Raw genomic sequence first — 20,588 nt, forward strand, 5'->3', positions numbered from 1 at the left:
AAATTGAATTGAAAATAGATAAAAATAATTTTAAAAGTCTGGGATTTGCAAAGTCAGTATCAAAATGGTTTACCCTCACCCCCAACCCCTCTCCCACAGGAGAGGGGAGTAATATTTTCTAATAAAAGGGGGAATTGAAGAGGGTTTTTCCACAAATAGACATCTCCAATAATTATTTTAGGAATCAATTTGAATGTTATTTTCATAAATTACTAATGTTTTCTAAATGATCCCTGTCGATAAACTAGAATTTCTGGAGAGGTCTAATGATTTAGGATTGCTATATGGTTATCGGGCTAGAAGCCCGAAATACCCTAGAAAAATGCTAATTTTGGGGAGGTCTAATCGATTATGTAGTTTCTTCCTCAATAACGGTAGTATTTTTGCTGGGATTATACTTTAGTAAAATACCTCTTTGACCTAAAACAAACCCTTGATCTTCACCGGAAAAAACAACTTTATATAAGTTAGAAGCAACGGTTTCAATATCACGATCTTTTAACCATGTTAAACCGTTATCTTCACTGACTAATAAATTACCGCTACCACCTGCTAACCATAATTGATTACCAGCGCCCTTCGCCATATCCAAAAAGCCCCAACTGGTAGAAAATTCAGGGTTAATGGGTTCTTGCCAATTTTCAAAATCATTAGATTTACTGAGTTGAATTTGTCCACCTCTGGCAATTAACCAAAGTCTGTCATCATCCAAAAAGCCCATATTTTGTAAACGACGAGATGAATTACGTTGATGGGGAGTCCATTCCGTATCTCCCGGTTGCCAAGTGGAGTAAAAATTACCGCGCGCACTGACTGCCACATACTTACCGCTAGGGGAGCGATTGATATTACGAGCCACCCCCACAGCGCCCTCCACCAAACCTTGCCAAGTCTTACCGCCGTCTTTCGTTTCATAAATTGCCCCTAAATTAGTCACCATTTCGGCGGTGGAGGGCGCTAAAGCAATAATATCGTTAGGGGCGCCGGGTAACTTGTCACTAAGGAGAATCCGTTGCCAATTTTCACCGCCATCGGTAGTATGTAAAAGAATCGAAGGCTCACCCGTTACCCAGCCTTCATCACCATAAAAGCTAACACCAGTAAAAGTAATTCTTTCTTTTTCTTGAATGTCGAGGGTTTTTGATTGCCAAGTATCGCCACCGTCTAAAGTTTCAAATAAACTGGCTTTTGTACCCACTAACCAACCATGATTTTTGTCATCTGTAAAAGCCACATCAGCAAAAGTCGCATCAGTATCAAGGGTAATAGTTTCCCAAGGATTTGTCTCCAAAGCAGGGGCATAAGCGCAGCTGACACACAATAAACCAATCATTAGCACCATGCCAATTTGCTTTAAATTTTTTAATAATCGATTCATAATTAATTTTTATACCTGAATAATTTAATTTGTAAAGTAAAAACTAATGAAAAATAAGAAACCGATGACTAAACCGCCAAAAATTAGGAGATTTTTTTGACCGGGAGTCATATTGTTAACGCCAAAACCATATTCTAAATTTTCTGCAAACCCAGAAGGCGCATCCGTTGCACCGATATTGACAAAAGCAGGTTGAGGGGCGCTACACACAGGACAACGCCATGATTTCGGTAAATCAGTAAACTCTGTATTAGGGTTAATATTATTTTGTAAATCACCCTTACTTGGTACATAACGATAGCCACAGGAGCGACATTCATAACTGGCTGGGGCTTGTTCTGCTAAGGTTTTCTCATTTTTTCCTGCTTCACTCATGACTTTATTGGGGTAAATCTTAAAAGTTCTTTAAGAATTATTACATAAAATTGGCTTTAGTCCCGTAAATCATTCCTAACTCCGTAGTTTCTACTCTATCTAAATTAGAAGTTTAAGAATAAATCAGCTCTGCTCTGTTACTTTGTCCTTTTTCTCAAAAAATAGAGGGTTTAGAACCCCATTTGTTTAAACGTGAGCAAATTTAACGGCAATGTCAAATATCTTTTAGTTTACCTTTGCCCTTTGTGTTTTTGAGAAGAATAGTGAATGAAATGACACTTACCATAACCTATGTAGAAAAATTCTACACTATTAACTCTTACTTAAGTAATTATTAAGTGACTAATTAAAGATAATATAAAATTGTTTTTTATGTGAAAATAACTAAGTATAAATACAGCTCTATCCTTTACAAATATATCTTTTCATCTCATTACATGAATTTTTGTAAAACATTGATCCCCAACATATATTTTTGAGTTTTTACCTGTTATCATGTGATTATTAGTACAAAATTAAATTTTTAAAAGCTAAATAATACTCTAAAGTTACAAATAAACTACACGCATTGAAAAAAGAGGAAATAAGCATGGTCATAGGCAACATTGATATTAAAAATTACTACAATTTAGGAGAGAGAGACTTTCCTAAGCAACAGTTAAGGCGTATTGATCTGCGAGGGGCAAAGCTAAGAGGGATTAATTTACAAGGGTCTGATCTTAGTTATGCTGACCTGAGAGATATTGATTTAAGTAACGCTGATTTGCGTAATTGTTATTTTAATGAAGCTAATTTGACGGGCGCTAATTTGACGGGCGCTAACTTGACGGGTGCTTATTTCATCAAAGCCTATCTGATTAAAGCTAATTTGCGTAAAGCAATTGTAAAAGAGGCTTATTTAACCGGTAGTTTTGTGACTCGTGCTGATTTTAGTAAAGCGGATCTCTGTGGCGCATTCCTCAACGGCGCCCACCTCAGTGGTGCCAACTTTAGAAGTGCTGTCTATGATAGTGCCACCCGTTTTGATCGGGGTTTTGAGCCTGAAAAACTAGGCATGGCAATTGTTTCCTCGTTTGAGGGCGCTATGAGCCATAAAGTCACCATTGGGGATGTGATTAGTAATTTGGAAAATATTGCTAGTATTACCAGTCGTTATTTAGGGGGAACTATTACGGCGAAAAACTTTGAACAATCTCGTCCTGAAGTGGAATGGTTACAGGGTTTTACTATGGACAAAAATAGTAAAATTACCTTTTCAGGATCATCAAATCAACAAGCTACAATGATTCAATTAAAATGGTTGGAAAAATGGACTAATTCTTTTGTTAAAAAATGTTCCATAATTGTCCAAGATTTGCCAAATATTATTGAAGACAAACATTTAACTATTCAGTCATTGCTAAAGAAGCAAGTGGTATGAAGTGAAGAACTGTAAAGCAAATGTTGAGAAATATTTAATAATTTAACTCTTAACATCAAAAGATATTAAAGTATAAATAGGTTGATTTGAAATAATTTTTAACTAATAATTAATTTACTTAATTAGGGATATTTTATCTATGACTTTTACACCGATAAAACCAAGTCGAACTGTTGAAAAAATTTCTCAAAATTTATGGAAAAGTAAATATCCAAAAAAACATGATCACTATACCATAGAAGATTTTTTTCATTTTGACCCTGTTAATGGCAGTATCAATGATTGGAATGATTCTCGCAACGTTTTAGTTACGGAAGATTTCATCGTTGGTTTGATTGAAGGTTTGGAAGAAGAAGTTGGACCTGCGTCTAGTGTCGTGATGTATAACATCGGCAAGGCATGGGGAGTTAGAGATGCGGACTTTTTCATGAATTGGTTTCAAAAAGAATATGAGTATGACAAGGATATTCATAAGATGAATCTTCTCTATGTCTTAGAAGCGTGGTGGTGGCCTTTTACTACTCAAGGATGGGGCAACTGGGATGTAGATTTGAGTGAGCAGAAAAACGGTTTTATGTTTGTTAATATTTTCGATTCCGCCGTAGCGCGCACCCTCGGCGATGTGGGTAAGCCTGTGTGTCACATTTACGCTGGATTAATGGCTGGATTTTTCAGTCGTTTTATTAATAAAAAATTAAACTGTATCGAAATTCAGTGTTATTCCATGGGAGAAACTTATTGTAAGTTTTTGTTGGGAAAACAAGATCGCATTGATGCTGCTACCTTCTGGCACAATGAGGGGGCGGGCGCTAGGGATATTGAGAAGAAATTAGTCAATGGGGAATATATGAAGTAATAATACCCTCACCGCAACCCCTCTCCCACAGCAGGGCGTTTTCAAAGTCAGGATCAAAATTGATTTGTTTTTGACAAGAAGACAATATAAGGATGATCCCCCCCAACCCCCCTTAAAAAGGGGGGAGATTCAGGGAGACAGGAGGATTTTTTACTATTAATTGATTTATTAGTAGTTAAAAACCTCTGAATTTCAGATTATTGGCTAGTTTGAGAAACTAACATTTTTGAGAATGAAAACGCCCTGCTCCCACAGGAGAGGAGCGTTAAGGAAAGGAGTTAATAAAAAATCATTACCAATTGTCCATTATTAATTAATACACAGTGGCATTTGTACACTGGAAAACAATGTATCTAATGGGAATCAAGCAATTATCAAAAGGAATTAGTGTCGGTAGATTTTTTGCCCAAGCTAACTGGCAAGGTTTAAAGAAAGCGATGGAAGTGGTTGAGCAGTCAACTACTAATGATGATTTTATTCCTAGTTTGGATCTGACGGTGAAAGATTTTTTTACCCATCATAATTGGCGCGGTGTCAAAAAAATGGCGGTTAATATGCCGGTGACGGGCGCTGTAGAGGAAAATTTCACTTTTTCTTTAAAAGTGTCAGTGAGTGATTTTTTCCAAGCTATGAAATGGGAGGGTACAAAGATAGTTTCCCCTGCTATGGTAGCTCAAAATCCAGTGATGGAAACAAAAAAAAGAATTTCTCAACCGAAACAAGAGTTAAATCTTGGTGATTTATCGGATTTATTTTAAGTAAGGAGAATAATCTATGTATCCAGAATTACAAGCATTAATTCACCAGGCAGAATATAGTTATCTGCAAAGTGAAAATTTAGAGAGTTTATCAGCGCACGTCACCGGTTTACAGGCTAAATTGAAAGTCTATAAGTTAATTAGAGATAAGGAGATCGACATATTTCAACCCGTAGCCGATAAATTGTTAGAAAAAATGTCGGGAGTGGCGCAAAAAGACTTAGAAACTTCTCTACAACATTGGTTATTAATCATGCGCTACGCTTCTATGGCAATGTTACTCAATAATCCTGAGTTTTTAGAGCGTCGCTTATTGGAATGGTTGACGGATATTGTCACGGTGCGTCAATCGAGGGAAATTGATCAAGCGGTTTATGATTCTTTATTGGCACAGTTAGCTAAAGTATTACCAGCGCCCTCCGGACTAGAATACATCAAACCGTTTTTAAGCCAAGCTAAAAATTATTTAATTAACGATCAAGTAACCGTATAAGAGGAAGTGAGTATGATTTCTATTGCGGATTTAATCGCCAAGCAACCCATTAAGGGTAATTATTTTGCCCCCGATGCCTATGTACAAGGTGATTTTGAGTTAGGCTTGTTGGAAACCAGACAAGGTTCTCGTTTAATCGCTTTACCTGAAGTCTTTTTACAGGGAATGTATGAGGGATTGGAGGAGGAAATCGGTCAAGCCTCTGGGGTTGTATTATACAACTGCGGGCGCTGGTGGGGTAAAAACTTTTACCGCCGTTTTGTGCTGGAAATTAGTGAATACTACGAAAAGGCTTTGGCTGATATGGAGATGATTGAGTTTATCAGTTCTCTAAAACAATGCTGGAAAACCCATGGCTGGGGAGTGGCTGATTTTGATTTTGACTATTATTCTCAGGGTTTTATTGTGGTAAGAAGTGTTAATTCACCTTTTGCTATGGCGGCACCCCCAAATCAGCGTTTTTCTTGTCAAACGGAAGCAGGGGTTTTAGCTTCTTTCTTCTCTCAGTTAACTGGGGAGGAGTTGGGGTGTCTGCAAACTAGCTGTGAGTCGATGGGCGCTGAAGCTAATCATTTTGTTATCGGTTTGGAAGACAGAATCAAACAAGGTAAACAGTGGTTAGAAGATGGTGATGATCACTTAACTATTATGGAGCGTTTTTGTCGTAATACTGCTGGTTAATTACTCCCCTCTCCTGTGGGAGAGGAGTTGGGGGTGAGGGCTTTTATCCCCCCTTAGGAAGCAGGGCGTTTTCAAAGTCAGGATCAAAATTGATTTGTTTTTGATAAGAAGACAATATAAGGATGATCCCCCCCAACCCCCCTTAAAAAGGGGGGAGATTCAGGGAGACAGGAGGATTTTTTACTATTAATTGATTTATTAGTAGTTAAAAACCTCTGAATTTCAGACTATTGGCTAGTTTGAGAAACTAACATTTTTTAGAATGAAAACGCCCCCCTTAGGAAGCGGGGAGATTTAATCGAATGATCCCTTGATTTTTGGTTCATGTTATTAACAAAGCAGAGAATTTTTTGAGGTATAAGCAGTGGCAAAAACAATTAAACTTGATCCCCTCGGTATGGAAACAGCAATTAAAACCAATGATAATTTATTATCGGGATTGCTGAAAAATGATCTTAACGTACTTCAAGAGTGTGGCGGTAGGGGGATGTGTTCCACCTGTCACGTTTACATTAAGGAAGGGATGGAAAGTTTATCGCCTCTCAACCGCCGAGAAAAGCGCACGTTGGAAGTTATTACCACTTGTAAAATGAATTCTCGTCTTGCTTGTCAAGCGCGGGTAATTGGGGAAGGGGTAGTTATCGAGTTGCCTTCGGGGATGTATCTTTCGCAAATTGACGATATTGATGCTTTGATTGGGCGCAGGGCGCAGAATAATATCTTACATCCCATTTCTGGCAAAATTCTTGTGGAAGAAGGCAAGTTGATTACTCGGTCGATGATTAGTCAATTACAGGATACAAAAGGGGAAGTTAATCAGTATCTCGCCCAAACTGAAGACGCTATTTAGGGCTTGATACCTTTTTGATTGTTGGGTTTCGTTATCTCAACCCAACCTACTTCATCTTTCTCCCCTCGCCCTTTGGGAGAGGGGGTGGGGTGAGGGATTTTAACCCCCTTGAGAAGCAGGGTGTTTTCAAAGTCAGGATCAAAATTGATTTGTTTTTGACAAGAAGACAATATAAGGATGATCCCCCCCAACCCCCCTTAAAAAGGGGGGAGATTCAGGGAGACAGGAGGATTTTTTACTATTAATTGATTTATTAGTAGTTAAAAACCTCTGAATTTCAGATTATTGGCTAGTTTGAGAAACTAACATTTTTGAGAATGAAAACGCCCTGCTTGAGAAGGGAGGAGATAAAGTGAAAAATACTAATACAACAGGAGTTTACAATCATGTTAAAACAATTTGCTGAGTTAACTTTAGAGGCTGACGGGCGCTATGCTCAAGATTATGAGTTAACTTTTTTGGAAGATTATTTCAAAACTCAAGAGTTGCGCCAGAGTGCATACATCAAAATTAGAGATTCGGCGAAACAAATTATTAAAGCGGTAAAAGATGAAAAAATCAAACGTAATCCTGAGTTTGAGAATTATTACGCCACTTGTTTAAGGGATTTGGTTGATTTATTGCGCTATTCGGCGGCGGCGCTGTTGTTTGATGATATGGAGCGTTTCCGCACTAATATGCTGTTATGGTTTCAAACTATCTCCCAAGCCTTCAAGTTTGAGGGTGATAATCAGGATACTTACGATGCTTTATTAAAAGTGATTCCTCAGTTTTTGACTCCTGAAGAAGCTAAGTTGGCAATTCCTATTTTTGAGCTTAATTGCGCGGTTTTGGTTTAGTCACAAGGTTAACCCCCCTCATTCCCCCCTTTTTAAGGGGGGAGGAAAATGTCATTTTTGATTATTAGTTATTAAGAGGTTTAAAAAAGTTATGGAAAAACAAGCTGATGTATTGGGTTATGTAGGTTTAGGTGTGACGACGGTGGGCGCTGTGGTTTCTGCTGTCATGGGCAATGTTGTGCCGTTGTCGGTGGGCGCTACTATTGGGGTTGGTTGTAATGTTTTTAGTCGTAAACAATATCATGAGACTTTGGTTGATAGTTTTAACCGTCAAGAAAAAACTATTGACGATTTGATGGCTAAATTGGAAGAAAATCATCAAGAGTTGAGTAATAGTTTGGTTAGTTTTAAAGCTGATTTTGGTAATCAATTAGATAATGCTAAAACTAAACTTAATGATAGTATTATCGATGTCAATGATAAGTTATCGGCGGAGGTGGGGCGTATAGATGCTCAAGCAAAAAGTATTAATGAAGTTGTTAATAATTTACAACAGGTAGAAAATCTCTCTCAAGAGTTACGGGTTAAGCCTGAATCTGCGTCATTTTTGTTTGCAAGGGCAAATAGTCATTATCGTTTGGGTAATTTGGCGGGCGCTATTGCGGATTATACTGAAGCAATTAATAAAGATCCTCGTTATGCTGAAGCCTATCATAAACGGGGTATTTTATACCTAGAAACTGGCACAAAACAAAAAGCAGTGGACGATTTACGCAAAGCATCTTTACTTTATTTTGAGAAAGGAGAAATTGACAGTTATCGACAGGCGCGGGAAATGAGTCGCAATATTCATCAATTACATAGTAATGGTAATGGTGTTCATCAGGAAATGGTGGTAGGTGTGGAATTATTCGCCAATTAATTTAATAAACATGGACTGTATTAGGGTTCAAAGCACAAAATACGGTAAAAATGTTATTTTTTAATCAGATTTTTCATTTTAACTCCTTGCCAATCTTTTTTAATAAAGGAGGGTGAGGGGCACTTTTTTGTTCTGCCAAAGTATTTAGGGTTTGCTGAATAAATCAAAACCCTTGTCTAAATAAAGGTTTAAAGTCTATTCTACATAACAAAAAGTGTCATAAATTGACTTTTTCCTCTAAAAATACTGTATTTTTTCCATCCTAAAATCAAAAGTGATTGATGAAAACTAGGAATTTTTAACAGGCTATGATTATCCTAAAATCTTTGATTTATAAACCTTTCTACTATCCACTTCTTACTTCCCACACTTCCCACGACTCTACTTTTTCAGCAAAGCCTAGTAAGAATAATTGATTAAAAAGCTATGTAAAATCAAGGTTTAGCTATACTGAAGAAGAAGTTATCAGTATTGAGGTTATGAATATAAAACTAATTGAACGAGAAAAACAATTAGCAAAACTTAAAAATGAACAGTTTGACTGTCTAATTATTGGCGGAGGAGCTACGGGTACAGGCTCTGCCGTAGAAGCCACTCAACGGGGCTTAAAAACTGCGCTGGTAGAACGTTTTGACTTTGCCTCTGGCACCAGTAGCCGTAGTACAAAATTATTACATGGTGGAGTAAGGTATTTAGAACAAGCATTTAAGCAGTTTGACTTAAATCAACTTAATTTGGTGCGAGATGCTTTATCTGAGCGCAAAAATGTAATTGAAATGGCGCCCCATCTCGCGCAATCTTTACCCTTGATTATCCCGTTATATCAATTTTGGCAACTGCCTTATTTTTTCTCTGGGTTGTTGATGTATGATTTTTTGTCAGGAAAACAAAGTTTGGGGCGCAGTCGGGTGTTAAGTCTCAAGGATACTTTGGAGTTATTCCCCAGTTTAAATACTGAAGGCATGATTGCCAGTGTTATGTATTATGATGGGCAGTTTGATGATGCGCGTTTGAATGTGGAAGTTGCCATGAAAGCCATTGATTTGGGGTGCGCTTTAGCTAATTATCTGGAAGTGCTAGAAATTATCAAGGAAGATAATCGCTGTTGTGGTGCTAAGGTTAAGGATGTGTTGACGGGGGAAATTTTTACAATTAACGCTCAAGTAGTATTAAATGCTACAGGTCCTTATAGTGATGCCATTAGGCATTTAGATCAAGCTGAATCGCAGGATATACTTAAAGTTAGCTCTGGTGTTCATATTGTAGCAGATAAGTCGTTTGCGCCGGGGCGAGGGGCGCTGTTGATTCCTAAAACTGATGATGGTAGGGTAATTTTTATTGTGCCATGGCGCGGTTTCACTTTGATTGGTACGACAGATGAAGAGGCAAAAGTTACCGATTCTCCTGTAGCGACAGAGGGAGAAATTCAGTATCTATTAAAATATGCTAATCAGTATTTGAGTAAGCCGTTGAGTCGGGAAGATGTGTTGTCGGCATGGTGTGGATTGCGCCCGTTGGTTTCTCCTACCCATCAAGCTAATTCTACCGCAAAAATTTCCCGTGATCATACAATTATTTCTTCTCCTAGTGGTTTGATTACCATTACGGGGGGTAAATGGACTACTTTTCGTAAAATGGCTAAGGATGCGGTTAATCAAGTTATTAAGCAATTACCTCAAAAGGATAATTTTGCCACTGATGTGGAAATGTTGCCAGTAGCTGGTGGTGAAAATTTCGATTTTGCTACCCTTGATAGTCAGTTACAAGAAGTTATCGAAGCACCCGATATTCGTCATCATTTGATTAATTATTATGGGGGGAGGGCGCCCGTCATCCTTGATATTATCAAAGAGTGTGGATTAGAGCGCTTAACTCTTCAATATCCTTTTATCACTGCGGAGGTGGTTTATGTGTGTCGTTATGAGATGGCACAAAAATCAGAAGATGTGTTATCGCGCCGTTTTCGTCTGACTTTTTTAGATAGCCAAGTGGCTGAGGAAGTTAGGGAAAAAGTAGAACAAATTATCACACAAATTAGACAGGAAAACATTACTGTTTCAGTCTAATTTATCATAGATGGGGTGGAGGGCGCCCTCCACCCTACTTTTTTCTTTAAATAGGATTTGCCAATGGAAATTAAAACCATGCAGAGAAAAAAAGAAGTTATTTTGATAGAAAATATCAGGATATTAATTTTTCTTTGACTAAAAATTTAGATTGAATTTCACGGGTAATAATGTGAGAAAGAAAACCAATAGGTCCAGCAAATAAACATAAAATTAATGAGTGAATTGTCCAAATTTTCTCTTTTTGTCCTTGCCAATAAATATAGCGCCCGACAAACAAATCTAATACTAAAAAATGAACCCAACCAGCAAAAGTAATGGTAGGATCGCTAAAGGCTTTAGCTAATCCATTTAAGTCAGGATTGGCTAGACTTTCGATAGATTCTGGATTTAAACCCGTAATAAAAAGATAAATATAAACAGCGATTAAAGGAATAAAAATATAATAAGATTCCATAATTTTCTTAGTAATTGACCAATTTGGCACAAAAATTATTAAAAACCAAAATGGCAATACAAAAAGATTGGCAATGTTAAATAATATTTCTAAGTTCATTTTTTTTCTTTTTAGTTAATGATTTACAAAACGGTATTAGTTTATTTGTAACATACTTATAAAACTTTAATCGTTCATAACAAGGGGTTTAAACCCCTTGTCTTTTTTCCCTATTCTTTAGCTTCTAATTTACCGAGACGGCTTTTTAAGTCTTGGTTTTCTTCCTGCAATTTTTCTACTTTCTGCCGTAAATCTTCGAGGTTTTTATCTTTACCCAATTTTCCGCGCACTTGATTAATTGCTTCTTCAGCGCGCCTCACCACTCGACCATCAGGGCTACTTTCGGCTAAAGTGGATAATAAATCAATAGCTTGACTATTTTCGATTTGCGACAAGCCAGAAATTAACGCCATTTGAGTCAAAAAGAAAGTATCTTTCATGATTTCTTCAAACTGTTCTAAAATCAAAGTTAATTGCTCAGGTTTTTGACCTTTTGCCACCGCACCTAAACAACGAATTGCCGTTAATCGCAACGGTTGAGGAATACCCAACTGAGTATATTCTGCGATGAGGTGCGCCGCTTCCGATGATGTGGTTAATTTACTTAGGGCATTCAGCGCCCCTCCCCTAACAATTTCATTTAAGCCTGTTCTGGTCTTCAAGATGTCCTTTAAAAGCTCGATCACCTCATTTTGTTTATTTGAAAGAGTACCCGTCACCAATGAGCCGAGAGAGGCAATAGCGTCCGCTTCGATATAATAACTAGGGTCACCTTCTTGAGCAATTTTCCGTAAAAGTTGATAACTGGCTTCAGTTTTATGCTTCGCTAATGCGCCCACCACCGCACGGCGCACTCGGTGGTCTGCTTCTGTGCTAAACTCCATTAACGCTTCCATGGCTTGATTTAATTTGATTTTGCCTAATTGTTTGGCAATTTCTACTTTTACACCCCAGAATTTTTCGGTTAAAAATGCTTCTTTTAAGGTTTTCACTGCTTCAAGATTACCTTTTTTGCCAAGGGTGAGGGCGCTGTAAATGCGCGAAATGGGATCAGGATCAAATTTTAATTGCGCTTTTAATTCACTAAAACCATATTCTAATTTAACGGTTTTTAAGTGATAATTATTAACATCAAAACTGATAAAATCTGGCTTTTCACCTAAAGGAAAATAGAAGGTTTGTTCAGGTTTGTTTAACTTTAAAGAAAACTCTTTTAAATTAACTCCTGTTTCTTGATTAAAGTAACCAAAACCAAGAGGAATTTTTAACTCAAATAAATCAATATATTTGCCATTTTCTTCCTTAGCTTGAGTTTGCTTAACCGTTACACTAGCTAAATTTGACTCATTATCCCAACTATAACTTACCTGAAAATCAGGATGTCCACCACGAAAAACATATTGATCAAAAAGCGCCCCTAAATTATAACCTGTTGCTTTCTCAATGGAGCGTAACAAATCGATAGTTTCTACCGTTTGATGAGCATGATTATTAATAAAAGTATGAATTGCCCGATCAAATAATTCCTCACCCAATAAACCTCGAATCATGTGATAAACACAAGCGCCCTTCTCGTACAAATGACGATCATATAATTCAATAGCTTCACGGTATATATTAGTTACAATCGGGCGCCGATAACGAGAAGCATCTTCCTGCAAATAATTCCGTGCTTCTCTTAGTAAATAATAACTAGCGTCATCCTTGCCATACTCATGCTCAGTCCATAATACCTCAGCATAGGAAGCGGCGCCCTCCTTAATCCAAGCGTGACTCCAATGCTTAATCACCACTAAATCCCCAAACCATTGATGTGCCAATTCGTGCGCTACTAAACTTTCTGTATTGTAGTTATCCAGCGCCCCTCGCTCATCCAATAAACAACGATCTGTCAATAAAGTAGTAGAAGTGTTCTCCATCCCCCCAAATATAAAATCGTCCACACAAACTTGGGCATATTTAGAAAAAGGATAATCATAACCATATTTCTTGCTAAAAAAGTCAATCATCCGAGGAGTTTTTCCCATGCTGATGACTGCTTCTTTTTCTTTGCCCTTTTCCACATAATAATCCACAGGAATATCATTGTATTTATCTTCAATTTTAGCAAATTTGCCCACAGCTAAAGTCATTAAATAAGTAGGATGAATTTGAGGTTGTACCCAGTGATAAATTTTACTATCTTCTACTTTTTGAATGCTGACTAATTCTCCATTGGAAATAGCTGTATATTCTGCTGGAACTTTTACCTTAATTTCTGAAGTTGCCAACTGCCCCGGATAATCAAAACAAGGAAACCAAAAACGAGAATCTTCATCTTCCCCTTGGGTCCAAACTTGGCTCGGTTTATGAGGATAATTGGTGGAGGGCGCTATAAAATATAAACCTCTTTGAGGCTTTTCTTTGGAGTATTGTATGGCTATTTGCAAATCATCAGCGCCCTCCACCTGTAACAAATTAACTGTTAAAATTTCTCCATCATAATCAAAATTTTGATTGATATTATTAACTAATACTGACTTGATTTCTAAATCAACTGCATCCAGTTTTAATTGAGTAATATTAGAACGAATTGGGGTTAAAGTAATGGTACAAACACCATTAAATTTTTCTTGAAGAATATCCAATGTTAAATCCAAGAAAATATGTTGTACCTGCCCGTAACGATGTGGATTATAATGAGGTTTAGCACCGGGTAACTCAAAACTTTTTTTTGCTTCACTGTCAAAATAATAATTACGGGTCATAATCTGTTAAGTTATCAATAATACATATTCAAACTATTATAACAACTTTAATTTACAGTGATATTTTGTCAGAACGGGTTGCGGAAACTTATTATTTACTATCGATCATTTTATTTTGTTACTATTAGTATTTCGCCAACTACCGATTAACTCTTTTTTTGACGATAACTTACAAGTTATTCTTGTTTGTTTAATTAATTGTTTACTAAGTATAGCTATTTTAACAATTTGCCTAAAACTCATACAATCATATTTTTTTTTAGGACAAGTCAATGATATATTAATTTTAATTAATGAGAATGTAGAGATCAGTTTTAAGCAATTATCTTTATCGATTCTTGAGGTAGGCTTATTAGTTAAAAAAAATAATATAAATTATCAAAAACTCAAAAAAATTACCCTTTTTATTCGAGTTATTTTTATAGTTAGAAAAATAATCATCACAAAAAAAATTTAACAATGCTTATCCCAAAGTTTAAAACTAGATTAGATTATGAAAAAGCGCGCGTCATCATGCAACCTACATTTATTCGAGTAGTTGATAATATTAGGAAAATTGCTGAAGATTCAGCATGGGAAATAACTTATCAGGAAATAAATGAGCCTTTTCCTAGTTATATTGTTACTCAAAAAAAAGGTGACACAGTAAAAGAGACGAATGTTTGGAAAATCTGCTTTCAAGTGTGTTTTAAAAACTATGTTTATGACGAAAACCAAACGGTAGAAATTGATGATGATTTAGTCAATAATCAAGGGGAATTAAATTGGCAAAAATTAGAAGAAAAAACAAAATATATTATTACTAATTTATTTGATGCCTAGACGAAAATCTGCCCTCATCCCAACCCCTCTCCCAGCAGGGCGTTTTCATTCTCAAAAATGTTAGTTTCTCAAACTAGCCAATAATCTGAAATTCAGAGGTTTTTAACTACTAATAAATCAATTAATAGTAAAAAATCCTCCTGTCTCCCTGTCAACCTGTCTTCTTGTCAAAAACAAATCAATTTTGATCCTGACTTTGAAAATCCCCTGCGGTTGGGAGCAGGGCGTTTTCATTCTCAAAAATGTTAGTTTCTCAAACTAGCCAATAATCTGAAATTCAGAGGTTTTTAACTACTAATAAATCAATTAATAGTAAAAAATCCTCCTGTCTCCCTGAATCTCCCCCCTTTTTAAGGGGGGTTGGGGGGGATCATCCTTATATTGTCTTCTTGTCAAAAACAAATCAATTTTGATCCTGACTTTGAAAACACCCTGCTCTCCCAGTGGGCGAGGAGAGTATTATTTTCTATTAAATTCTCACAAATTACAAAGGATTGCTATATTTAAGTGGCAATGAAGCAAGAATCACCTATCCCATTAAATCAAAGATTGTGATGGTGTGAGTATCACAAAGTAAAACAAAAATCAGCTACCAGCGCCCCCGGCACAGTGCAACCCCCTAAAGAACGATGACCATAACTGCTAATATAGGGAATAAACTCGACAAAATCCGTGAGGTTGATTAAATTATCGCCGAAATAACGATAAAAAGAATCATCAAAGCGTATATCCTTAATAGTTGCCACGATTTCGCCATTTTCCACCCAAAAACAACCATAACGAGTCATACCCGTTACCCTTCCCCCAGCGCGCTCACTCCAATTCAAATAATGTAGATTACTGATATATAATCCTGTATCAATTTCTTTTAATATATCGTCAGCGAATAAATTACCGCCACTAACTACAGGGGTGCGTAAAGACTCACCCACACAAGCACCATTACCCGTGATATTATACTCCTTTGCCGTGCGACGATTAATCAAAGTATTGACTAATTTGCCCTTTTGAATTAGAGGTAGATAAGAAGGAGCAATTTCGCCAAAACCATTAAAACGGGGTACATTTCCTCGGCTAAAATCCTCTGCTAAATTGAATAGGGGCGACAATTCCCAACCCTCATAGCGCATCTTACCCAGCGCACTTCCCCCCTGCCTGAGAGAGGCTTCACTGATTGCCCCCCATGAAAACATACCTACCAAATCAGCTACCGCACTAGGACTTAAATAGGTGCGATAAAGACCCGGTTTGATTTCCTTTTCTGGTAAACTGAGGGATGGTAATAGATGGCGGTGGGCGCTGATTTGTTTTTCGTAGCGGTTTTGATGCCAGACGGGCGCTGAAATTACCCCCTTTAAAGACTTTTCCCGCTCATTAATTAAAGAATAATCCAACCAAAAAGAAGGGGAGGCAAACCAATTTTTAACCCCCAAAGAATTATAACTAGCCCGAATCATTTCACCCGAAGCATAAAACCCCGTAAAATCTAAATCTTCCACTACAGACAAAATAGATCCCACCGCCTCAGCCGTAGGTAATAAATTCCCCTGAGACACTTCATGGCTTGACTCCCCAGCCTCTGGCAACACCTGATAAGCGTCAACAGGTAAACCTTTAATATCCTCCCTCAACTCCTGCCAATAGGTTTCAACATTAGCTAAATCAATATTTTTATCCCCCACCAGAGGAAAAGTAACCGTCATCGTGCGCCCTTCACCCATCAAATTTAACTCTACTTGGGCATCCCAAACCAAACCAGTCTGTCTAACCTTTGCCTGACTAAAACGAATAAAATGGCTATCTTCCCCCGTTAATTGTAGAGTAAAATATTGCCCATCATTAACTTGATTAAGCAACCACTCATAAAGACAATTAAAAGAATTTTCCCAGTTATTAATAAAATTTGTTGATGTCATCAATGTAGGGTGGGCATTGCCCACCACAAAAGTCATAATAAAAAAAGTTATAAACTACCAAACTTACTTACCATTAATACGGCGCTGAAAATCCTCAATAGTCAACTTTAAACCATCTCGTAAAGAAATAGTCGGAGACCATCCCAAATAGTGTTTAGCTTTGCTAATATCCGGTTGACGCTGTTTTGGATCATCTTGAGGTAAGGGCTTATAAATCAATTCCGCCGAAGGATTTACCATTTCTTGAATAGTTTTAGCCAACTCTAAAATAGTATATTCACCCGGATTACCCAAATTAACAGGTCCAATATAATCCCCATTCATCAGCGCCCGCAACCCTGCCACCAAATCTGAGACATAGCAAAAACTGCGAGTTTGTGAACCATCACCATATACCGTTAAAGGAATGCCTCTAATGGCTTGAGCGATAAAATTACTCACCACTCGCCCATCTTTTTCCAACATCCTAGTTCCATAGGTGTTGAATATCCGCGCAACTCTAATATCAACATTATGCTCTCGATGATAGTCAAAGGCAAGAGTTTCCGCTACTCTTTTCCCTTCATCATAACAGGAACGAGGACCGATACAATTAACACTACCTCTATATTCTTCTGTTTGAGGATGTATTTCTGGGTCGCCATATACCTCTGAAGTAGAAGCTAATAAAAATCTTGCTTTAGTCCTTTTTGCCAATCCTAGCATATTCAAAGTTCCCATCACATTAGTTTTAATGGTTTTGACGGGATTAAATTGATAGTGAATGGGGGAAGCCGGACAAGCCAAATGATACACTTGTTCTACTTCAAGTCGTATAGGCTCAGTAATATCATGACGAATTAATTCAAAATTGTGATGATCAATCCAATGATCAACGTTGCTTTTTTCGCCCGTGTAAAAGTTGTCTAAGCATAGCACCTCATGACCTTCATTCATTAGAGTATCAATAAGGTGAGAGCCAATAAAACCAGCGCCCCCAGTAACTAAAATTCTCATAAATCTTTACATTTTTTATTCAGTATATACCTTAACCTAAATCATGAACAATTTATAATGAATTATCTTCTTTTGACATTTTGTAGACCATGATTAATCAGGATAATTTTAGTTTAGACGACATCAATCAGCCCATTAATCAAGCGCCCTCCACCGTAAGAGCCATAATTGAAGAAGTGTTAAAATTAGAAAGAGAGCGATTATATAATAATAATTCTCGTAGTATTAATGATGATATTTTAAGGATTATCAAAAATAATATTCAATGAAAATAATTTCTTTACAGTTAACTAATTTTCGTCAATTTTATGGTAAAACTCCCATAATTTATTTTGCTAAAGATGAAAAAAATACTACGATTATTCACGGTAATAATGGCTCAGGCAAGACTACAATTCTAAATGCCTTCACTTGGGCTTTTTATCAACAGTTTACCCCAGCTTTTTCTTCTCCCACAAGATTAATTAATAAAAAAGCTATTCACGAAATAGACATAGAAAGTAGTGTGGAGTGCGCTGTTGAGATTATTTTTGAACATAACTATACTCGTTATCAGTTAAAAAGAAAATTTAGAGCTATTAAACAAGGTCATAATAACCTTGACCAAGGTAGTATAACTTTAGTAATTATGATTGCTGATAGCGATGGTAATTGGAAACCCCCTCAAGAAAAACCAGAAGACATTATCGAGAAAATTTTACCGCGCAGTTTGCATCAATATTTCTTCTTTGATGGAGAACAAATTGAGCATATTTTTCGCTCTCCTGAACGTCAAAAAATAGCAGATGATACTAAAGAATTAATCGGTGTAAAAGTCTTAGAAAGAGCTATTTCTCATCTTAAAAAAGCTCAGAAAACCTTACAAAATGAATTATTATCTTTAGGAGACGTAAGAATAAATAAATTATTAAATGAGCAAACGCAATTAGAGAAAAGACAAGAGGAATTTAATCAAAATTATCAGCTTTTAGAGCAAAGATTAAAAGAACTGTTGATAGAAAAAAATAATATTTCTGAAAAATTATTAACATTAAGTGGTGTAGAAAACTTACAAAAACTCAAGCATAACTTATTGGATAACCAAGAAAAAATTAAAACTAAACTAAAAGAAGATCGAGACAAAAGCCAAAAAATAATCTCTAATCAAGGTTATCTAGTTTTCTTAACCGAGAGAGTACAAATATTTAATAATATTATCAATGAATTAAGAGAAAAAGGACAACTACCTAGTGGCATAAAACAGGATTTTGTACAACAACTCTTGCAACAAAACCGTTGTATTTGCGGTACAGAATTACATCCCAATCAGCCCCCTTATCAGCAGGTAGAAGGATGGATGAATAAAGCTGGAATAGGTGATATGGAAGAATCAGCAATTCGTTTGGACACTCAAATTAATAGCTTAATGAAAGAAAAAGAATCATTTTGGCAACAAATTGATCAGCTACAATCAAGTATGGGTGAAGGGCGCTTGAATCTCAGTCATAACGAAAATGAAATTGATAAAATTAACGATCAACTGAGACAATATCCAGACGAAAATATCCAATCAACCCAAAAACAATTAGATAAGATTGAATCCCATATCGAACAAATTAACCTCAATAAAGGGGAAACTAACTTAGAGTTAGAGAATAATGAAAAAGCCATTGAGAATTTGTCCAAAGAAATTTTAAAACAAGAAACTAAACAAGAAAAACAATTATTGATTAATCGTCGAATAGAAGCAACAATAACTGCTATTAACTGTTTAGAAGAAGTTAAAAAAAGATTAGAAAATCAATTTCGTTTAGCCTTAGAAAAAAGATTGCAAGAAATTTTCAGCTTCATTTCTGTTACACCATATCAACCCAGATTGAGTGAAAATTATGAGCTAAATTTAATTGAGAATACATCTGGTGTAGCTTTACCAGTAGCAGCTTCCACCGGAGAAAATCAAATACTGAGCTTATCTTTTATCGGTGCTATTATCGACATGGTCCGACAATGGTCTGAAAAAAATTATGTAATGGGAATTAATTCTAGTCAATTTCCTATTGTTATGGATTCCCCTTTTGGTAGTTTAGATGAGATTTATCGCCGTCAAGTAGCCAAATCAATACCTCAGTTAGCCAATCAACTAATAGTTTTAGTAACGAAAACCCAATGGCGCAACGAAGTAGAAATGGAAATGAGTGATTATATTAACCGACAATATATATTGGTTTATCGCTCCCCTAAACCAGATTGTCAGGAAGACTCTATTAATATCAACAACCGAGAATACCCTCTAGTGACAAAAATTGATAGTCAATACGAATACACAGAAATTATAGAAATAGAAAATTGAGTAAATAGGCAAAATAGAATTGTGCATGGTCCTTCGAGTTTCTAGCCCAGACACAATAGATATAGAATAAAGTAAATTGAAGCACCACCCAACCCAGAGAAATATAAAAAGCCAGAAGCATTGAAAATAGGTAATCGTAGTAATTGTCAAAAAAAAGATAGGGGAAAAAGTTGCCATTTAGAAAAAGGTAAGTTATATTAGTACATGTGCGATTGAGAGACATCAACCTCTCTAACACACCACGAACCTCGACAACTCAATAGTTTGAAAGCCATTTTCAACACAGATACACATCCTTGTCAAAAACTTATTTTAATTAATAACAAAGAAAAAGAAAGAGCAAGTAAAACAGCTCGTTGAGAGTGCTGCGGCACTTACAATGGAGAGTTTGATCCTGGCTCAGGATGAACGCTGGCGGTATGCCTAACACATGCAAGTCGAACGGTGCCTTAGGGCATAGTGGCGGACGGGTGAGTAACACGTAAGAATCTGCCTTTAGGTCGGGGACAACAGTTGGAAACGACTGCTAATACCGGATGAGCTGAGAAGTAAAAGATTGATCGCCTAAAGAAGAGCTTGCGGCTGATTAGCTAGTTGGTAGTGTAAGGGACTACCAAGGCGACGATCAGTAGCTGGTCTGAGAGGATGAGCAGCCACACTGGGACTGAGACACGGCCCAGACTCCTACGGGAGGCAGCAGTGGG

18 protein-coding genes and 1 rRNA gene are annotated in these 20,588 nt (G+C 36.7%); 13 read left to right on the forward strand and 6 right to left on the reverse strand.

Annotation, left to right across the window (positions count from 1 at the left end):
- Positions 1–349: 349 nt before the first annotated feature.
- Both IGQ45_01350 and IGQ45_01355 read right to left on the reverse strand, forming a co-directional pair.
- Positions 350–1,378, reverse strand: a complete 1,029-nt coding sequence (locus tag IGQ45_01350; GenBank protein ID MBF2055873.1) for a photosynthesis system II assembly factor Ycf48 — start codon at positions 1,376–1,378, stop codon at positions 350–352.
- A gap of 24 nt (positions 1,379–1,402) precedes the next feature.
- Positions 1,403–1,753 (reverse strand): rubredoxin, encoded by a 351-nt coding sequence (locus tag IGQ45_01355; protein ID MBF2055874.1) that lies wholly within the window; start codon positions 1,751–1,753, stop codon positions 1,403–1,405.
- A gap of 589 nt (positions 1,754–2,342) precedes the next feature.
- Here IGQ45_01355 and IGQ45_01360 point away from each other — a divergent pair.
- From IGQ45_01360 to IGQ45_01400, 9 genes are all read left to right on the forward strand, one after another.
- Positions 2,343–3,173, forward strand: coding sequence for a pentapeptide repeat-containing protein (locus IGQ45_01360; protein ID MBF2055875.1), 831 nt, complete (start codon positions 2,343–2,345; stop codon positions 3,171–3,173).
- 139 nt (positions 3,174–3,312) lie between these two features.
- Positions 3,313–4,029, forward strand: coding sequence for a 4-vinyl reductase (locus IGQ45_01365; protein MBF2055876.1), 717 nt, complete (start codon positions 3,313–3,315; stop codon positions 4,027–4,029).
- Between the two features lie 356 nt (positions 4,030–4,385).
- Positions 4,386–4,787, forward strand: a complete 402-nt coding sequence (locus IGQ45_01370; GenBank protein MBF2055877.1) for a hypothetical protein — start codon at positions 4,386–4,388, stop codon at positions 4,785–4,787.
- A gap of 16 nt (positions 4,788–4,803) precedes the next feature.
- Entirely contained in the window at positions 4,804–5,280 is a 477-nt protein-coding gene (locus IGQ45_01375) for a phycobilisome protein (protein MBF2055878.1), read from the forward strand.
- 12 nt (positions 5,281–5,292) lie between these two features.
- Positions 5,293–5,961 (forward strand): 4-vinyl reductase, encoded by a 669-nt coding sequence (locus IGQ45_01380; GenBank protein ID MBF2055879.1) that lies wholly within the window; start codon positions 5,293–5,295, stop codon positions 5,959–5,961.
- A 364-nt stretch (positions 5,962–6,325) separates the two neighbouring features.
- Positions 6,326–6,811: a 2Fe-2S iron-sulfur cluster binding domain-containing protein gene (locus IGQ45_01385; GenBank protein MBF2055880.1), complete on the forward strand. Its 486-nt coding sequence runs from the start codon at positions 6,326–6,328 to the stop codon at positions 6,809–6,811.
- A gap of 386 nt (positions 6,812–7,197) precedes the next feature.
- Positions 7,198–7,650, forward strand: coding sequence for a hypothetical protein (locus tag IGQ45_01390; GenBank protein ID MBF2055881.1), 453 nt, complete (start codon positions 7,198–7,200; stop codon positions 7,648–7,650).
- A gap of 91 nt (positions 7,651–7,741) precedes the next feature.
- The gene (locus IGQ45_01395; GenBank protein MBF2055882.1) at positions 7,742–8,512 is read left to right on the forward strand and encodes a tetratricopeptide repeat protein; all 771 of its coding nucleotides are present in this window, start codon (positions 7,742–7,744) and stop codon (positions 8,510–8,512) included.
- Positions 8,513–8,991: 479 nt separating this feature from the next.
- On the forward strand, positions 8,992–10,578 hold the full coding sequence (locus IGQ45_01400) for an FAD-dependent oxidoreductase (GenBank protein ID MBF2055883.1): 1,587 nt from the start codon (positions 8,992–8,994) through the stop codon (positions 10,576–10,578).
- 115 nt (positions 10,579–10,693) lie between these two features.
- Here IGQ45_01400 and IGQ45_01405 read toward each other — a convergent pair whose 3' ends face one another.
- Together IGQ45_01405 and IGQ45_01410 are read right to left on the reverse strand one after the other, a co-directional pair.
- The gene (locus IGQ45_01405; GenBank protein ID MBF2055884.1) at positions 10,694–11,134 is read right to left on the reverse strand and encodes a DUF4281 domain-containing protein; all 441 of its coding nucleotides are present in this window, start codon (positions 11,132–11,134) and stop codon (positions 10,694–10,696) included.
- Between the two features lie 110 nt (positions 11,135–11,244).
- Positions 11,245–13,821, reverse strand: a complete 2,577-nt coding sequence (locus IGQ45_01410; GenBank protein MBF2055885.1) for a M1 family metallopeptidase — start codon at positions 13,819–13,821, stop codon at positions 11,245–11,247.
- 459 nt (positions 13,822–14,280) lie between these two features.
- Here IGQ45_01410 and IGQ45_01415 point away from each other — a divergent pair, with 459 nt between their 5' ends.
- Entirely contained in the window at positions 14,281–14,643 is a 363-nt protein-coding gene (locus tag IGQ45_01415) for a hypothetical protein (protein ID MBF2055886.1), read from the forward strand.
- Between the two features lie 566 nt (positions 14,644–15,209).
- Here IGQ45_01415 and IGQ45_01420 read toward each other — a convergent pair.
- Together IGQ45_01420 and IGQ45_01425 are read right to left on the reverse strand one after the other, a co-directional pair.
- Positions 15,210–16,559 carry a TldD/PmbA family protein gene (locus IGQ45_01420; protein ID MBF2055887.1) on the reverse strand — a complete coding sequence of 450 codons (1,350 nt, stop codon included), beginning with the start codon at positions 16,557–16,559 and terminating at the stop codon, positions 15,210–15,212.
- Between the two features lie 63 nt (positions 16,560–16,622).
- Positions 16,623–17,555, reverse strand: coding sequence for an SDR family oxidoreductase (locus IGQ45_01425; protein ID MBF2055888.1), 933 nt, complete (start codon positions 17,553–17,555; stop codon positions 16,623–16,625).
- A gap of 89 nt (positions 17,556–17,644) precedes the next feature.
- Here IGQ45_01425 and IGQ45_01430 point away from each other — a divergent pair, with 89 nt between their 5' ends.
- The 3 genes from IGQ45_01430 to IGQ45_01440 all read left to right on the forward strand — a co-directional run.
- Positions 17,645–17,824 carry a hypothetical protein gene (locus tag IGQ45_01430; GenBank protein ID MBF2055889.1) on the forward strand — a complete coding sequence of 60 codons (180 nt, stop codon included), beginning with the start codon at positions 17,645–17,647 and terminating at the stop codon, positions 17,822–17,824.
- Positions 17,821–19,884, forward strand: coding sequence for an AAA family ATPase (locus tag IGQ45_01435; GenBank protein ID MBF2055890.1), 2,064 nt, complete (start codon positions 17,821–17,823; stop codon positions 19,882–19,884). Before IGQ45_01430 ends, IGQ45_01435 begins: the two co-directional genes overlap by 4 nt.
- A 376-nt stretch (positions 19,885–20,260) precedes the next feature.
- A 16S ribosomal RNA gene (locus IGQ45_01440) occupies positions 20,261–20,588 on the forward strand; the annotation flags it as partial.

Origin of the sequence: Cyanobacterium sp. T60_A2020_053, assembly GCA_015272165.1 — a bacterium.
Taxonomy (GTDB): domain Bacteria; phylum Cyanobacteriota; class Cyanobacteriia; order Cyanobacteriales; family Cyanobacteriaceae; genus Cyanobacterium.

What these genes read in the sequence shown, in the direction of transcription:
- IGQ45_01355 (MBF2055874.1), bottom strand. Translation starts at nt 1,753, where the DNA reads ATGAGTGAAGCAGGAAAAAATGAGAAAACCTTAGCAGAACAAGCCCCA.
- IGQ45_01395 (MBF2055882.1), top strand. Translation starts at nt 7,742, where the DNA reads ATGGAAAAACAAGCTGATGTATTGGGTTATGTAGGTTTAGGTGTGACG.
- IGQ45_01415 (MBF2055886.1), top strand. Translation starts at nt 14,281, where the DNA reads ATGCTTATCCCAAAGTTTAAAACTAGATTAGATTATGAAAAAGCGCGC.
- IGQ45_01420 (MBF2055887.1), bottom strand. Translation starts at nt 16,559, where the DNA reads ATGACATCAACAAATTTTATTAATAACTGGGAAAATTCTTTTAATTGT.
- IGQ45_01380 (MBF2055879.1), top strand. Translation starts at nt 5,293, where the DNA reads ATGATTTCTATTGCGGATTTAATCGCCAAGCAACCCATTAAGGGTAAT.
- IGQ45_01400 (MBF2055883.1), top strand. Translation starts at nt 8,992, where the DNA reads ATGAATATAAAACTAATTGAACGAGAAAAACAATTAGCAAAACTTAAA.
- IGQ45_01360 (MBF2055875.1), top strand. Translation starts at nt 2,343, where the DNA reads ATGGTCATAGGCAACATTGATATTAAAAATTACTACAATTTAGGAGAG.
- IGQ45_01410 (MBF2055885.1), bottom strand. Translation starts at nt 13,821, where the DNA reads ATGACCCGTAATTATTATTTTGACAGTGAAGCAAAAAAAAGTTTTGAG.
- IGQ45_01435 (MBF2055890.1), top strand. Translation starts at nt 17,821, where the DNA reads ATGAAAATAATTTCTTTACAGTTAACTAATTTTCGTCAATTTTATGGT.
- IGQ45_01430 (MBF2055889.1), top strand. Translation starts at nt 17,645, where the DNA reads ATGATTAATCAGGATAATTTTAGTTTAGACGACATCAATCAGCCCATT.
- IGQ45_01365 (MBF2055876.1), top strand. Translation starts at nt 3,313, where the DNA reads ATGACTTTTACACCGATAAAACCAAGTCGAACTGTTGAAAAAATTTCT.
- IGQ45_01405 (MBF2055884.1), bottom strand. Translation starts at nt 11,134, where the DNA reads ATGAACTTAGAAATATTATTTAACATTGCCAATCTTTTTGTATTGCCA.
- IGQ45_01370 (MBF2055877.1), top strand. Translation starts at nt 4,386, where the DNA reads ATGGGAATCAAGCAATTATCAAAAGGAATTAGTGTCGGTAGATTTTTT.
- IGQ45_01425 (MBF2055888.1), bottom strand. Translation starts at nt 17,555, where the DNA reads ATGAGAATTTTAGTTACTGGGGGCGCTGGTTTTATTGGCTCTCACCTT.
- IGQ45_01390 (MBF2055881.1), top strand. Translation starts at nt 7,198, where the DNA reads ATGTTAAAACAATTTGCTGAGTTAACTTTAGAGGCTGACGGGCGCTAT.
- IGQ45_01350 (MBF2055873.1), bottom strand. Translation starts at nt 1,378, where the DNA reads ATGAATCGATTATTAAAAAATTTAAAGCAAATTGGCATGGTGCTAATG.
- IGQ45_01375 (MBF2055878.1), top strand. Translation starts at nt 4,804, where the DNA reads ATGTATCCAGAATTACAAGCATTAATTCACCAGGCAGAATATAGTTAT.